This is a genomic window from Pseudomonas sp. (assembly GCF_035277045.1).
Lineage (GTDB): Bacteria > Pseudomonadota > Gammaproteobacteria > Pseudomonadales > Pseudomonadaceae > Aquipseudomonas.
This window is the reverse complement of record NZ_DATELE010000156.1, coordinates 1-14,585: the sequence shown is the minus strand read 5'-3', so window position 1 is coordinate 14,585 and position 14,585 is coordinate 1. Positions and strand designations below refer to the sequence as shown.

13 protein-coding genes are annotated in these 14,585 nt (G+C 66.6%); 11 read left to right on the top strand and 2 right to left on the bottom strand.

Features of this window, described 5'->3' with window-relative positions; translation table 11 throughout:
- Positions 1–52 precede the first annotated feature (52 nt).
- The gene (locus VJS90_RS07260; protein WP_414704903.1) at positions 53–934 is read right to left on the bottom strand and encodes a TIGR02285 family protein; all 882 of its coding nucleotides are present in this window, start codon (positions 932–934) and stop codon (positions 53–55) included.
- 24 nt (positions 935–958) lie between these two features.
- Complete coding sequence (locus VJS90_RS07255; RefSeq protein WP_324120476.1) at positions 959–2,158, bottom strand: CaiB/BaiF CoA-transferase family protein; 1,200 nt, start codon at positions 2,156–2,158, stop codon at positions 959–961.
- A 129-nt stretch (positions 2,159–2,287) separates the two neighbouring features.
- Between VJS90_RS07255 and VJS90_RS07250 the strand changes: the two genes are divergently transcribed.
- From VJS90_RS07250 to VJS90_RS07200, 11 genes are all read left to right on the top strand, one after another.
- Positions 2,288–2,830 carry a YaeQ family protein gene (locus tag VJS90_RS07250; RefSeq protein WP_324120474.1) on the top strand — a complete coding sequence of 181 codons (543 nt, stop codon included), beginning with the start codon at positions 2,288–2,290 and terminating at the stop codon, positions 2,828–2,830.
- Between the two features lie 28 nt (positions 2,831–2,858).
- On the top strand, positions 2,859–4,568 hold the full coding sequence (gene recJ / locus VJS90_RS07245) for a single-stranded-DNA-specific exonuclease RecJ (RefSeq protein WP_324120472.1): 1,710 nt from the start codon (positions 2,859–2,861) through the stop codon (positions 4,566–4,568).
- A gap of 104 nt (positions 4,569–4,672) precedes the next feature.
- Positions 4,673–5,779, top strand: coding sequence for an NADH:flavin oxidoreductase/NADH oxidase (locus tag VJS90_RS07240; RefSeq protein ID WP_324120470.1), 1,107 nt, complete (start codon positions 4,673–4,675; stop codon positions 5,777–5,779).
- A gap of 77 nt (positions 5,780–5,856) precedes the next feature.
- Positions 5,857–6,588 (top strand): tellurite resistance TerB family protein, encoded by a 732-nt coding sequence (locus tag VJS90_RS07235; protein ID WP_324120469.1) that lies wholly within the window; start codon positions 5,857–5,859, stop codon positions 6,586–6,588.
- 124 nt (positions 6,589–6,712) lie between these two features.
- On the top strand, positions 6,713–8,335 hold the full coding sequence (locus VJS90_RS07230; RefSeq protein WP_324120467.1) for a methyl-accepting chemotaxis protein: 1,623 nt from the start codon (positions 6,713–6,715) through the stop codon (positions 8,333–8,335).
- Between the two features lie 4 nt (positions 8,336–8,339).
- Positions 8,340–8,861, top strand: coding sequence for a chemotaxis protein CheW (locus VJS90_RS07225; RefSeq protein WP_324120464.1), 522 nt, complete (start codon positions 8,340–8,342; stop codon positions 8,859–8,861).
- A complete protein-coding gene (locus VJS90_RS07220; protein ID WP_324120462.1) occupies positions 8,858–10,114 on the top strand; it encodes a CheR family methyltransferase in 1,257 nt (418 codons plus the stop codon). Before VJS90_RS07225 ends, VJS90_RS07220 begins: the two co-directional genes overlap by 4 nt.
- Positions 10,111–10,776, top strand: a complete 666-nt coding sequence (locus tag VJS90_RS07215) for a chemotaxis protein CheW (protein WP_324120460.1) — start codon at positions 10,111–10,113, stop codon at positions 10,774–10,776. The genes VJS90_RS07220 and VJS90_RS07215 overlap by 4 nt, the downstream gene beginning before the upstream one ends.
- A complete protein-coding gene (locus VJS90_RS07210) occupies positions 10,773–13,049 on the top strand; it encodes a hybrid sensor histidine kinase/response regulator (protein ID WP_324120458.1) in 2,277 nt (758 codons plus the stop codon). The genes VJS90_RS07215 and VJS90_RS07210 overlap by 4 nt, the downstream gene beginning before the upstream one ends.
- The gene (locus VJS90_RS07205; protein ID WP_324120456.1) at positions 13,046–14,059 is read left to right on the top strand and encodes a chemotaxis response regulator protein-glutamate methylesterase; all 1,014 of its coding nucleotides are present in this window, start codon (positions 13,046–13,048) and stop codon (positions 14,057–14,059) included. The genes VJS90_RS07210 and VJS90_RS07205 overlap by 4 nt, the downstream gene beginning before the upstream one ends.
- Before the next feature lie 49 nt (positions 14,060–14,108).
- On the top strand, positions 14,109–14,585 hold a 477-nt coding region (locus VJS90_RS07200), incomplete at its 3' end, for a response regulator (protein WP_324120454.1).

Genomic DNA, 14,585 nt, shown 5'->3' with positions numbered 1-14,585 from the left:
GTTTGACCCCGGGCGTTCTCCCCAGCGACCCGGGGTTTCTTTTGCCCCTCTTTCAATCAGCCTGGAAAAAGTGCCGGGCGTCCTCCAGATACGCATCGCGCTGATGCGGGTCCAGCCAGCGGGCATACAGGCCGGGCAGGGTGTCGCTGCGTAGCCCGTGCAATATCTGGTTCACCTGGCTGATGGCCGCGCGGCCCTGCACGGTGTCCGAGCAACCCACGTGCAGGAACTGATACCGGCCCACGCCCCGGATCGGATAGAACGCATAGTCGTCCGGCGACTCCCCTTGCTGCTGGATCAGGTAGCGGATCTCGTGCCAGTAGCCCAGCACCAGTTGCAGTCGCCCCAGGCGCTGCATCTGCAACAGGCTGGCCACCGCCTCGTTGCCGTAGTGACGGCTGATCGCGGTCTCCGGCAGGCTGCGCAGGATGTCGTCCACCTGGGTGCTGTAGCTGCGTTCCGCGACGATGCCCAGCTTGAGCCGCGTCTGCCCGAGCAGGCGTTTGAGGTCGACCTCCTGCTGCTCAAGGTACGGCGCAACCACCGCCTGGCTCTGCTTGCGCACCACCAGGCCGCTGCTCATCACGCCAAGGAAAGGTTCTGAAAACGCGATGTAACGATCCCGCTCGGCTGTCCACAACAGGCTCGGGTCACAGGTGAAACTGGGCTCGCGGAGCATCTGGATGGCGCGCGCTCGATTGACCCGGGCAAGGCTGTAGTCGTATCCGGGCATGCCCTCGATCAACTGCGGCAGTAGCGTGTCGATTACCCCCTGGCCTTGTTGACCACCTTCGAAAATGGTGAAGGGCGGCAGATCGCGCAGCAGCCAGAACAGCCGGTCCTTGGCCTGCACGGCCGGGCTCGTCAGCAGCGGCGCCGCGCTCATCAGCAGCATGAGGAACCAGCGGAATGGGAAAAGGGAGCGTGCGCCCATGGGCATCCTGCTTTCAAGCATGGGTCAGACCGCGCCGGTCTCGCGCAGGCGGGCGATGGCCGCGTCGTCGTAGCCCAGCGCGTGCAACAGCGGCTCGGTGTGCTCGCCCAGTGCCGGGCCGACCCACTCGGTGGCGCCGGGCGTGGCCGACAGCTTGGGCACGATGCCGGGCATCCTGAAGGGTTTGCCGTCCGGCAGCCTGGCATCGAGAAGCATCTCCCGGGCGAGGAACTGCGGATCCTTGAACATGTCCTCGGCCGAATAGATGCGGCTGGCAGGCACCTGGGCATCGTTGAGCGACTGCATCAGCTGATCGAGCGGCAGGCTGGCGGCCCATCGATCGATCACGCCATAGAGTTCGTCACGGCGCAGGTCCCGCCCGTCGTTGCTGGCCAGCGCGGGATCGCCGGCCAGGTCATCCCGGCCGATGGCCTGCATCAGGCGCTTGAAGATGGCATCGCCGTTGGCGCCGATCTGCACGTGCTTGCCGTCGGCGCTGGTGTGGATGGAGGAGGGGGTGATGCCGGGCATGATGTTGCCGGTGCGCTCGCGGATAAAGCCGAACACGTCGAATTCCGGAACCATGCTTTCCATCATGGCGAAGATCGCCTCGTACAAGGCGACGTCCACCACCTGGCCATCGCCGCCGTTGACCTCGCGGTGACGCAGCGCCATCAGTGCGCCGATCACGCCCCACAGCGCGGCGATCGAGTCGCCGATGGAAATCCCCGTGCGCACCGGCGGACGGTCCTCGAAGCCTGTGATGTAGCGCAGCCCGCCCATCGACTCGCCGACCGCGCCAAAGCCCGGCTGGTCCTTCATCGGGCCCGTCTGGCCAAACCCCGAGAGCCGGACCATGACCAGGCGTGGATTGAGCGCATGCAGCACCTCCCAGCCCAGGCCGAGCTTTTCAAGCACGCCGGGGCGGAAGTTCTCGATCAGGATATCGGCGTCCGCCAGCAGGCGCTTGAGGATCTCGATCCCGTCCGGGTGCTTGAGGTTGAGCGTCAACGACTGCTTGTTGCGGGCCTGCACGAACCACCACAGCGACGTGCCCTCGTACAGCTTGCGCCATTTGCGCAGCGGGTCGCCGCCGTCTGGCGACTCGACCTTGATCACGTCGGCGCCAAACTCGGCGCAGATGCGCGAGGCAAAGGGGCCGGCGATCAGAGTGCCGAGCTCGATGACCTTGAGGCCGGCGAGAGGTTTGCTAGGCGTGGGCATGGGGCGTCCGTTGCGGCTGGCAGAGCCTGAAGTTTTATCATAGGTCGCGAACGGCAGATACTGCCCCGGCGCATGCAGGGCAAGGATCGGGTAGACTGTACGACTTTTCCCCCGCACGAAGCCCGTCCCATGGCCCAGCCGTCCACCACCTACAAATTCGAACTGAACCTGACCGATCTTGATCGCGGGGTGTACGAAAGCATCAAGCAGACCATTGCCCGCCACCCTTCCGAAACCGAAGAGCGCATGGCCGTGCGCCTGCTGGGCTATGCGCTCTGGTACAACGAGCAACTGGCCTTTGGCCGTGGCCTGTCGGATGTCGATGAAGCGGCGTTGTGGGAAAAGAGCCTGGACGGCCGCGTGCTGCACTGGATCGAGGTCGGCCAGCCCGACGCCGATCGCCTCACCTGGTGCTCGCGCCGCACCGAGCGTACCAGCCTGCTGGCCTACGGCAGCTTGCGGGTGTGGCAGAACAAGGTGGTCGACGCGGTCAAGGGCCTCAAGAACCTCAATATCGCGGCCGTGCCGCAAGAGGTGCTGGAAGTCCTCGCCACCGACATGCCGCGATCGATCAAGTGGGACGTGATGATCAGCGAAGGCACGGTCTTCGTCACCGATGACCGCGGCCAGCACGAAGTGCAGCTTGAATGGCTGCTCGGCGAGCGCGGCTGACCTGAACCCAACGACTGTCGAAGACCCCATGCGTATCGAATCCCGTTCCCTGCCATCGCCCCTGCCGTTGCTGGGCAATCTGCCGCCCCTGCTGACCCGCCTGTATGCCGCCCGCGGCGTGCGGTCCGAGGCCGAGCTGGACAAGAGCCTGGCGCGGCTGCTGCCGTTCCAGCAGCTCAAAGGGATCGAGGCGGCGGTCGACTTGCTGGTCGAGGCCCTCGAGCAGCGCCAGCGGATCCTGATCGTCGGTGACTTCGACGCCGATGGCGCCACCGCCAGCAGCGTCGGCGTGCTCGGCCTGCGCCTGCTGGGCGCGGCCCACGTCGACTACCTGGTGCCCAATCGCTTCGAGTACGGCTATGGGCTGACGCCCGAGATCGTCGAGGTTGCCCTGACGCGCCAGCCGCAGCTGCTGGTCACCGTGGACAACGGCATCTCCAGTGTCGAAGGCGTCGCCGCGGCCAAGGCTGCCGGGCTCAAGGTGCTGGTCACCGACCACCACCTGCCGGGGGCTGAACTGCCCCAGGCCGATGCCATCGTCAACCCGAACCAGCCGGGTTGCGAATTCCCCAGCAAGTCGCTGGCCGGTGTCGGGGTCATCTTCTATGTGCTCATGGCGTTGCGTGCCCGTCTGCGCAGCCTGGGCCGCTACGACGCCACGCCGCAGCCGAACATCGGCGAGCTGCTCGACCTCGTGGCGCTTGGCAGCGTTGCCGACGTGGTGCCGCTGGACGCCAACAACCGCATCCTGGTGCACCAGGGGCTGGAGCGTATCCGGGCCGGGCGCGCGCGGCCCGGGCTCAAGGCGATCCTGGAAGTCGCCCGTCGCGAGCATGCACGCATCACCTCCACCGACCTGGGCTTCATCCTGGGACCGCGGCTGAATGCTGCCGGAAGGCTGGACGACATGAGCCTTGGCATCGAATGCCTGCTCTGCGACGACCCGGCGCTGGCGCGGGAAATGGCGGGTCAGCTGGACTCGCTGAACCAGGACCGCAAGTCCATCGAGCAGGGCATGCAGCGCGAGGCCCTGGCCCAGCTCAAGGACCTGCCCGTGGAGGACATGCCCTACGGCCTGTGCCTGTTCGATGCCGACTGGCACCAGGGCGTGATCGGGATTCTCGCCTCGCGCCTCAAGGAGCGGTACCACCGCCCGACCATCGCCTTTGCCGATGCGGGCGAGGGCATGCTCAAGGGCTCGGCGCGCTCGGTGCCTGGGTTCCATGTGCGTGACGCGCTGGATGCCGTGGCGGCACGGCATCCGCACTTGATCAGCAAGTTTGGCGGCCACGCGATGGCCGCTGGCCTGTCGCTGCCAGCGGACAACTTCCCGGCGTTCGCCCAGGCATTTGATGAAGAGGTGCGGCGCCAGTTACGCGAGGAAGACCTGACCGGTCGTCTGCTGTCGGACGGCAGCCTGGCGGTCGAGGAATTTCATCTGGAGCTGGCACGGGCCCTGCGCAACGCGGGGCCCTGGGGCCAGCATTTTCCTGAACCGCTGTTCCACGGGATGTTTCAGCTGGTCGAGCAGCGTGTGGTCGGCGAGCGGCACCTGAAAGTCGTGCTCAAGAGCGAATGCGGGGCGGTGAAGCTTGATGGCATCGCCTTTGGCATCGATCGCGAGGTCTGGCCGAACCCGACGGTGCGCTGGGTGGAGCTGGCCTACAAGCTCGATGTCAACGAGTTCCGCGGCAAGGAAAGCGTGCAATTGCTGATCGCGCACATCGAACCACGCTGAACCGGCGCGGGGCAAACTGGTCTAGGCTCAGACAGACATGGCACCGGGCCCCGCAGCACACGAGGGTCCGGGCCGGAAAACCATTGGAGTCCCGGGAGGTCCCCATGAGCCTGCTGCTTGAGCCCTACACCCTGCGTCAGCTGACGTTGCCCAACCGTATCGCCGTCTCGCCCATGTGCCAGTATTCCAGTGTCGATGGCCTGGCCAACGACTGGCACCTGGTGCACCTGGGCAGCCGCGCGGTCGGCGGTGCCGGCCTGGTGTTCACCGAGGCCGTGGCGGTGACCGCCGATGGCCGGATCACCGCGCAGGACCTGGGCCTGTGGGACGACGCGCAGATCGCGCCGCTGCAACGCATCACCCGTTTCATCACCGCCCAGGGCGCCGTTCCTGGCATCCAGCTGGCGCATGCCGGGCGCAAGGCCAGCACCCATCGCCCCTGGCTGGGCAAGCATGGCAGCGTCAAGGTGGAGGAGGGTGGCTGGCAGCCCGTGGGTCCCTCGAAGATCGCCTTCGACCCGGAACACACCGCGCCGCTCGAGCTGGACCCAGGCCAGATCCAGGACATCATCGACGCCTTCGTCACGTCCGCCAGGCGGGCGCTGGACGCCGGTTTCAAGGTCGCCGAGGTGCATGCCGCCCATGGTTACCTGCTGCATCAGTTCCTGTCGCCCTTGAGCAACCAGCGGCGTGACGACTACGGTGGCAATTTCGAGAACCGTATCCGCCTGACGCTGCAGGTGACCAAGGCCGTGCGCGCCGTGTGGCCTGAGGAGCTGCCGCTCTTCGTGCGGGTGTCGGCCACCGACTGGGTCGAGGACGGCTGGAACCCCGATGAAACCGTCGAGCTGGCGCGGCGCTTGCGGGCCCTGGGCGTCGATCTGATCGACGTATCGTCCGGCGGTACCTCGGTGAACGCCGAGATCCCCACCGGCCCCGGCTACCAGACCCGCTTCGCCGAGCGCGTGCGCCAGGAGTCGGAAATCGCCACCGGCACCGTTGGCATGATCACCGAGCCGGCCCAGGCCGAGCACATCCTGCGCACCGGCCAGGCCGACATCATCCTGCTGGCCCGTGAACTGCTCCGTGACCCGTACTGGCCGCTGCACGCCGACGATGACCTGGGCGGCAACAAGGCCACCTGGCCTGCGCAATACCAGCGCGCGACCAGCCGCTCGAGCCCGATCCATGAGTCTGATCTTCGTGACTGAACGGCGTTTGCCTTAAGCCACAGTTCAGCCAATGCCCCTAACCTGAGCATTCGTTTTCCTGTTGAAGGAGGTGTCACATGAACACCCGAGGCCTGCTCGACCAGTTGCTCAAGTCCGGCCAGGAGCTGTTGCAGAACCCGCAAGCCAAAGGCGCTGCCAGCAAGATTCCCGGGCTGGGGGACCTGCTCGGCGGCGCGAAGGGCAAGGGCGGCGGCGGACTGGGCGGGATGCTTTCAGGTGCCGGCGGCGGCGCGCTGGCGGCCAGTGTCATGGGCATGCTGCTGGGTAACAAGGGCGCTCGCAAGTATGGCGGCAAGGCGCTCACCTACGGGGGGCTGGCCGCGCTCGGCGTGCTGGCGTACAAGGCCTACGGCAACTGGCAGGCGCGACAGGGCAATGGCAACGCCGCCGAGCCACAGACCCTCGACCGCCTGCCACCGGAACAGGCCGAGCAGCACAGCCAGGCGATTCTCACGGCGCTGGTGGCGGCGGCCAAGGCCGATGGGCATATCGACGAGCGCGAGCGCCAGCTCATCGAGGGCGAGTTCGGCAAGCTGGACAATGACCGCGAGCTGCAAAGCTGGCTGCATGCCGAACTGAACAAGCCACTCGACCCCGCCGATGTGGCGCGCGCGGCGCAAACCCCGGAAATGGCTGCCGAGATGTACATTGCCAGCCACATGCTGGTCGATGAGCAGAACTTCATGGAACGCACCTACCTCGACGAACTGGCGCGCCAGCTCAAGCTCGAGCCCGGCCTGCGCGAGGAGCTGGAAAGCCAGGTCCGTCTTGCCGCGACGCAGCAATAGCAGCGCTTCGGTATCCCGAAGGGCACGGATGCCCGATATTCCCTTCACGCAAGCGACGATGCACAGGGCCACTGGGCTATACTCGCCCCTTTTCCCGCTCGTATCGAATTCTTGAGGGCTGTCTGTGAAGAACTGGACGTTGCGCCAACGGATCCTGGCAAGTTTTGCCGTGATCATCGCCATCATGCTGCTGATGATCGTGGCTGCCTACTCGCGGTTGGTGGCGATCGAGTCGAGCGAGGAGGCGGTGGGCTCGGACAGCATTCCGGGTGTCTACTACAGCTCGATGATCCGCGGTGCCTGGGTCGACAGCTATGTCACCAGCCAGCAGCTGGTCGGCTTGAGCGGCCGCCGCGCGCTGACCCAGGCCGACATGGACCTGTACAAGAGTTTCGAAAGCCGCCTCAAACAGCACATGAGCCACTACCAGGACACCATCCGCTCGCCTGAGGACCAGGCAAGCTTCGACGTGTTCGTGCAGCAGGAGCAGGCCTACCTCAAGGCAGTCGAGCAGGTGCTCGAGGTGTACCGCCAGGGCAATTACAGCGAGGCCGAGCGACTGATCGCCGAAGTGCTCACACCTGCCTGGAGCGTGGGGCGCACGCACCTCAACGAAGTGATCGAACGCAACCGGGAGACCTCTGACCAGGCCACCGACGCAATCGTCACGGCCGTGACCACGGCCAAAGGCAGCATGATCGTCTCGCTGGTCCTCGCCATGATCGCCGCCGGCATCTGCGGGCTGATGCTGATGCGGGCCATCACCGCACCCATGCAGCGTATCGTCAGGGCGCTCGACAAGCTGCGCTCGGGTGACCTTAGCGTGCGTCTGAACCTGGACCGCAAGGACGAGTTCGGCGCCATCGAGACCGGCTTCAACGACATGATGGAAGCTCTGGGCGGCCTGGTGTCCCAGGCCCAGCGCTCCTCGGTGCAGGTAACCACCTCGGTGACCGAGATTGCTGCCACCTCCAAGCAGCAGCAGGCCACGGCGACCGAAACGGCGGCCACCACGACCGAGATTGGCGCCACCTCGCGCGAGATCGCCGCGACGTCCCGCGACCTGGTGCGCACCATGACCGAAGTCACCAGTGCCGCCGACCAGGCCTCGATCCTGGCAGGCTCGGGCCAGCAGGGCCTGTCGCGCATGGAAGAAACCATGCACCAGGTCATGGGCGCGGCCGACCTGGTCAACGCCAAGCTGGGCATCCTCAACGAGAAGGCCAGCAACATCAACCAGGTGGTGGTGACCATCGTCAAGGTCGCCGACCAGACCAACCTGCTCTCGCTCAACGCCGCGATCGAGGCCGAGAAGGCCGGTGAATACGGCCGCGGTTTCGCCGTGGTCGCCACCGAGGTGCGGCGCCTGGCCGACCAGACCGCGGTGGCCACCTACGACATCGAGCAGATGGTGCGCGAGATCCAGTCGTCCGTGTCGGCCGGCGTCATGGGCATGGACAAGTTCTCCGAGGAAGTGCGCCGGGGCATGTTCGAGGTGCAGCAGGTCGGTGAGCAGCTCAGCCAGATCATTCATCAGGTACAGGCCCTGGCGCCGCGGGTGCTGATGGTCAACGAGGGCATGCAGGCCCAGGCGACGGGCGCCGAGCAGATCAACCATGCGCTGGCCCAGCTCAGCGATGCCAGCACCCAGACCGTGGAGTCGCTGCGCCAGGCAAGCTTTGCCATCGACGAGCTCAGCCAGGTGGCCGCGGGGCTGCGGGGCGGTGTCTCGCGGTTCAAAGTCTGACGCGATGACCGACATCCCGCTTAGCAAAGCCCCGGCGGCCTCCGCCAAGGGCGTGTTGTACCTGTTGTTCCACCTCGGTGCCCAGCGCTTTGCCCTGGATGTGCGCGAAGTGGTCGAGGTGCTGCCACTGCGTGTGCTCAAGCCCATCGCTCATGCCCCTCATTGGGTTGCCGGGATTCTCGCCCATCGCGGGGTGCTGGTGCCGGTCATCGACATCGGTGCGCTGGCGTTCGGCGAGCCGGCGCCCCAGCGCACCAGTACCCGACTGGTGCTGGTGCACTACCGTGCCGACGCAGCGCGCCCTGACCTGCAGTTGGGGTTGATCCTGCAGCAGGCCACCGACACCTTGCGCTGCCCGCCTGACGACTTTCGCCCCTATGGCCTGGACAACGCCGACGCGCCCTATCTCGGTCCGGTGCGCCAGGACGCCCAGGGGTTGTTGCAGCGTATCCGTGTCGATGAGCTGCTGTCTGCCGAAAGCCGCGCGCTGCTGTTTCCCGTCGATGCCCGGCAGGTGTCGTCATGAGCGGCGAACAACGGTTCTTCCGCTTTCTCAAGGAACGCATCGGCCTGGACGTCGAGTCGGTCGGAGCGCCCATGGTCGAACGCGCCCTGCGCCAGCGCTGCGCCACGCTGGAAGCCCGCGGCCTGGACGACTACTGGCTGCGCCTGCAGCAATCGAGCGACGAGCAGCTTGCGTTGATCGAAGCGGTGATCGTCCCCGAGACGTGGTTCTTCCGTTATCCGGAATCCTTCACCGCGCTGGTCGGCCTGGCCCAGAAGCGCCTGGCGGAGCTCGCGGGCGCGCGCCCGTTGCGCATCCTCAGCCTGCCATGCTCGACCGGCGAGGAGCCGTACTCGATCGCCATGGCATTGCTTGATGCGGGGGTGCCAGGCAGCGCGTTCCGGATCGACGGCATGGACATCAGCCCGCTTTCCATCGCCCGCGGGCAACAGGCCGTGTACGGTCGCAACTCGTTCCGCGGCCAGGCCCTGGCGTTTCGCGAGCAGCACTTCACCGACACGCCCGAGGGTCATCGCCTGCACGAGCAGGTGCGCCAGCAGGTCAGCCTGCAGCTTGGCAATGTGCTGGATCCGGCGCTAAAGGCGCGGGAAGGGACCTACGACTTCGTGTTCTGCCGCAACCTGCTGATCTATTTCGATGTCCCGACCCAGCAGCGGGTATTCGAGATGCTCAAGTGCCTGGCCCACCCTCAGGGCGTATTGTTCATCGGCCCGGCCGAGGGCAGCCTGCTGACACGGCTGGGGATGCGTCCGGTCGGCATCGCCCAGTCGTTTGCCTATGTCCGCCAGGACGAGCCTGTGCGCGCCGCCGTGGCGCCTGTGAGCCATTCGCCGCGCCTTGGCGCCGCCATCGCTCACGTGCCGCGGCCCGCCGCCCCGCTGGCAAGAACCTCGCGGCCACTGCCCGGCAAGGTGGTTGTCACGCCGCCTCCCGATGGCGAGCGCGAGTTGCTCGGCCAGATCGGCCTGCTGGCCGACGCTGGTAACAGCCAGCAGGCGCGAGCAGCTTGCGAGCGCTACCTGCGCGAGTTTGCTCCCAAGGCACAGGTCTACTACTGGCTGGGCCTGCTCTGTGACACGGCGGGAGATGTCCAGCAGGCGCAGGGGCACTACCGCAAGGCGTTGTACCTTGAGCCGCAGCACCGCGAAACCTTGGTGCACCTGGCGGCGCTCCTTGCGTCACAAGGCGACGAAGCGGGCGCGCGGCGCCTGCAGGCCCGCGCCGCGCGCGCCGTGCGTGAGGGTGAGCAATGAGCCAGGAGCATCCGGGGCCGCTGGGCACCCGGGACGAAACGCACATCGATGATTGCTGGAACCGCATCGGCGTGCATGGCGACAAGCAATGCCCGTTGCTCGAACGCCATATTCATTGTCGCAACTGCGAGGTCTACGCCAGCGCCGCGACCCGCCTGCTCGACCGTTACGCCTTGCTGCAGGATGAGCAGGCGGAGGCTCCCGTCCGTGAAGAAGGTGGCCCGCGGCGTTCGATGCTGCTGTTTCGCCTGGGCGAGGAGTGGCTGGCACTGGCCACGGCATGCCTTGCCGAGGTCGCCCCGCTGCAGCCGGTCCACTCGCTGCCACACCAGCGTTCTCGTGTGCTGCAGGGCGTGGCCAACGTGCGGGGAGCGCTGGTGCCCTGCCTGTCCCTGGTCGATCTGCTGGGGGTCGAGCGTCTGCCCACGACCGAAGAAGGTTCCCGGGCGATGCCGCGCATGCTGATCCTCGCCGCCGAAGGCGGGGCAGTGGTGCTGCCGGTGGACGAGGTCGATGGCATCCATGGCCTGGACCCGGCGCGGCTGGAGGGCGAGCAGCAGGCGGGGCCCTTCACCGCCGCGGTGCTTCAATGGCGTGGACGCAGCGTGAGGGTGCTGGATGAACGACAAATCCTGTCCGCCGTGACCCGGAGCTTTTCATGACCCCCGAGCAAATGCGCGATGCCTCGCTGCTGGAACTGTTCAGCCTGGAGGCGGACGCCCAGACCCAGGTGCTGAGCGCGGGCCTGCTGGCGCTGGAACGCAACCCGACCCAGGCCGACCAGCTGGAAGCGTGCATGCGCGCGGCGCACTCGCTCAAGGGCGCCGCGCGGATCGTCGGGGTCGATGCCGGGGTCAGCGTCGCCCATGTGATGGAAGATTGCCTGGTCGCGGCCCAGGAAGGCCGCCTGACCCTGCGCGCCGAGCACATCGACGCCTTGCTGCAAGGCACCGACCTGCTGATGCGCATCGCTACCCCGGCGGACACCGGCAGCGAAGCGGCGGTGCCGGGGTTCCTGGTGCTGATGGCCGCACTGCTCGATCCACGCGGTGCGCCACCTGCACGTACTCCAGCAGCGCCCGTGGTCATCCCCGGCGAGCCTGAACCTGCTGCGTCCGAGGCCGCCCCGGCGGCCATCCCCGAGCCCGCCTCGCCAGCGCCCAGAAGCAAGGGCGGCAGCGAAAGCGGCGAGCGCGTGCTGAGGGTCACCGCCGAGCGCCTGAACAGCCTGCTCGACCTGTCGAGCAAATCGCTGGTCGAAACCCAGCGCCTGAAACCCTACCTGGCCACCTTGCAGCGCCTCAGGCGCATGCACGGCCAGGGCATGCGTGCCCTCGATGGCCTCAAGGAACAGCTGGAAGCCAGCGGGCAGGGCGCCGACGTGCTCGAGACGCTGGTTCAGACCCAGCGCCTGCTGGGCGAAACCCAGCAGATCCTGCAGCAGCAGGCCAGCGACCTCGACGAGTTCGGCTGGCAGGCCAGCCAGCGTGCGCAACTGCTCTATGACACCGCACTGGCCTGCCGCATGCGCCCCTTCGCCGATGTGCTCGCCGGGCAGAGCCGGATGGTGCGTGATCTTGGCCGCTCGCTGGGCAAGCAGGTGAGCCTGCAGATCGAGGGCGAGAAGACCCAGGTCGATCGCGAGGTGCTGGAAAAACTCGATGCGCCTTTGACGCACCTGCTGCGCAACGCGGTCGACCATGGCATCGAGTCGCCCGAGCGGCGCCTGCTGGCCGGCAAGCCCAGCGAAGGTGTGATCCGCCTGCGCGCCTCGCACCAGGCCGGCCTGCTGGTGCTGGAACTGAGCGATGATGGCGCTGGCGTCGACCTTGAGCGTCTGCGCCGCAGCATCGTCGAGCGGGCGTTGTCACCCGCCGAGACCGTGGCGCAGATGAGCGACGCGGAGCTGCTGACCTTCCTGTTCCTTCCCGGCTTCAGCCTGCGCGACAAAGTCACCGAGGTCTCGGGCCGCGGCGTGGGCCTGGACGCTGTGCAGCACATGGTCCGCGAGCTGCGCGGGTCCATCGAACTGACCCAGGTGCCAGGGCAGGGCAGCCGCTTTCATCTTGAAGTCCCGCTGACGTTGTCGGTGGTCCGCAGCCTGGTGGTCGAAGTGGGCGGCGAAGCCTACGCCTTTCCCCTGGCCCATATCGAGCGCACCCTTGACGTGCCCGCCGAGTCGATCGTGCAGATCGAGGGTCGCCAGCATTTCTGGCACGAGCAACGCCATATCGGCCTGGTATCGGCCAGCCAGCTGCTCAACCGGCCGGCCGGCCAGGGCGAAGAACAGAGCATTCGCGTGGTGGTGATCCGCGAGCGCGAGCAGCTGTATGGCGTGGCCGTCGAGCGGCTGATTGGCGAACGCGTGCTGGTGGTGATGCCGCTCGATCCGCGCCTGGGCAAGGTTCAGGACATCTCGGCCGGGGCCCTGCTCGACGATGGATCGGTGGTGCTGATCATCGACGTCGAAGACCTGCTGCGCTCGGTCGAGAAGCTGCTCAGCACCGGTCGCCTGGAGCGCATCGAGCGGGGTTCGCGCGTCGTACGGGGCGCGCCGCGCAAGCGCGTGCTGGTGGTCGACGATTCGCTTACCGTGCGCGAACTGCAACGCAAGCTGTTGGGCAACCGGGGCTATGACGTGGCCGTGGCGGTCGACGGGATGGATGGCTGGAACGCCCTGCGGGGTGAAGATTTCGACCTGCTGATCACCGACATCGACATGCCGCGCATGGACGGCATCGAGCTGGTCAGCCTGGTGCGCCGCGACCACCGCCTGCAGTCATTGCCGGTCATGGTGGTGTCCTACAAGGACCGCGAGGAAGATCGCCGGCGTGGACTGGATGCCGGAGCCGACTACTATTTGGCGAAGGCCAGCTTCCATGATGACGCGTTGCTGGATGCCGTGGTGGAGTTGATCGGAGGTGCACAGGGATGAGAATCGCCATCGTCAACGATATGCCCATGGCCGTGGAAGCCTTGCGCCGGGCGCTTGCCTACGAGCCCGCGCACCAGGTGGTGTGGGTGGCGGCCAATGGCGCCGAGGCCGTGCAGCGCTGCAGCGAACAGACGCCGGACCTGATCCTGATGGACCTGATCATGCCGGTGATGGACGGGGTCGAGGCGACCCGGCGGATCATGGCCCAGACCCCCTGCGCCATTGTCATCGTCACGGTCGACCACAAGCAGAACGTGCACCGGGTATTCGAGGCCATGGGACACGGCGCCCTTGATGTTGTCGATACCCCGGCCCTGGGCGCGGGCGATCCGCGCGAGGCCGCGGCGCCGCTATTGCGCAAGATCCTCAACATCGGCTGGCTGATCGGCCAGCAAAGCAGCAGCGCCGCCCGGCCCCTGGCCGCGCCCCTGCGCCAGGCGTCGCAACGCCGCGGCCTGGTCGCCATCGGCTCTTCGGCGGGCGGGCCGGCTGCCCTCGAAATACTGCTCAAGGCCTTGCCGCGCGACTTTCCCGCGGCCATCGTGCTGGTCCAGCACGTGGACCAGGTATTCGCCGCCGGCATGGCCGAGTGGCTGAGCAGCGCCTCGGGGCTCAAGGTGCGCCTTGCCTGCGAGGGCGAACCGCCACAACCGGGCGAGGTGCTGCTGGCCGGTACCAACCATCACATACGTCTCCTGAAAAACGGCCTGCTGGCCTACACCGCCGAACCGGTCAACGAGATCTACCGTCCCTCGATCGACGTGTTCTTCGAAAGCGTGGCGCGCTTCTGGACCGGCGATGCCGTGGGGGTGCTGCTGACCGGGATGGGCCAGGATGGCGCCAAGGGCCTGAAGCTGATGCGTCAGCAGGGCTACCTGACCATCGCCCAGGACCAGCAGAGCAGTGCGGTCTATGGCATGCCCAAGGCGGCCGCGGCCATGGACGCCGCAGTGGAGATCCGCCCGCTCGAGCGCATCGCCGCCCGGCTGATGGAGAAATTTTCAAAATGACGACACGATTTTTTCACGCCGCCTGGGCGGCAGTGATGGGTGACTACGCATGAAAGATCTACCGATCGACGGTTTCACGACCACCAATGAAAACTCGGCGATGGTCCTGCTGGTCGACGACCAGGCGATGATCGGCGAGGCGGTGCGTCGTGGCCTGGCGCACGAAGAGAACATCGATTTCCACTTCTGCGCCGATCCCCACCAGGCGATCGCCCAGGCCATGCAGATCAAGCCGACGGTGATCCTCCAGGACCTGATCATGCCCGGCCTTGATGGACTGACTCTGGTGCGCGAGTACCGCACCCACCCGGCCACCCAGGATATCCCGATCATCGTCCTGTCGACCAAGGAAGACCCGCTGGTCAAGAGCGCGGCCTTCGCTGCCGGGGCCAACGACTACCTGGTCAAGCTGCCGGACAACATCGAGCTGGTGGCGCGCATCCGCTATCACTCGCGCTCCTACCTGACCCTGCTGCAACGCGACGAGGCCTACCGCGCCCTGCGTGTGAGCCAGCAGCAGCTGCTC

What these genes read in the sequence shown, in the direction of transcription:
- VJS90_RS07220 (WP_324120462.1), top strand. Translation starts at nt 8,858, where the DNA reads ATGAGCGGCGAACAACGGTTCTTCCGCTTTCTCAAGGAACGCATCGGC.
- recJ (WP_324120472.1), top strand. Translation starts at nt 2,859, where the DNA reads ATGCGTATCGAATCCCGTTCCCTGCCATCGCCCCTGCCGTTGCTGGGC.
- VJS90_RS07205 (WP_324120456.1), top strand. Translation starts at nt 13,046, where the DNA reads ATGAGAATCGCCATCGTCAACGATATGCCCATGGCCGTGGAAGCCTTG.
- VJS90_RS07240 (WP_324120470.1), top strand. Translation starts at nt 4,673, where the DNA reads ATGAGCCTGCTGCTTGAGCCCTACACCCTGCGTCAGCTGACGTTGCCC.
- VJS90_RS07225 (WP_324120464.1), top strand. Translation starts at nt 8,340, where the DNA reads ATGACCGACATCCCGCTTAGCAAAGCCCCGGCGGCCTCCGCCAAGGGC.
- VJS90_RS07235 (WP_324120469.1), top strand. Translation starts at nt 5,857, where the DNA reads ATGAACACCCGAGGCCTGCTCGACCAGTTGCTCAAGTCCGGCCAGGAG.
- VJS90_RS07215 (WP_324120460.1), top strand. Translation starts at nt 10,111, where the DNA reads ATGAGCCAGGAGCATCCGGGGCCGCTGGGCACCCGGGACGAAACGCAC.
- VJS90_RS07255 (WP_324120476.1), bottom strand. Translation starts at nt 2,158, where the DNA reads ATGCCCACGCCTAGCAAACCTCTCGCCGGCCTCAAGGTCATCGAGCTC.
- VJS90_RS07210 (WP_324120458.1), top strand. Translation starts at nt 10,773, where the DNA reads ATGACCCCCGAGCAAATGCGCGATGCCTCGCTGCTGGAACTGTTCAGC.
- VJS90_RS07260 (WP_414704903.1), bottom strand. Translation starts at nt 934, where the DNA reads ATGGGCGCACGCTCCCTTTTCCCATTCCGCTGGTTCCTCATGCTGCTG.
- VJS90_RS07250 (WP_324120474.1), top strand. Translation starts at nt 2,288, where the DNA reads ATGGCCCAGCCGTCCACCACCTACAAATTCGAACTGAACCTGACCGAT.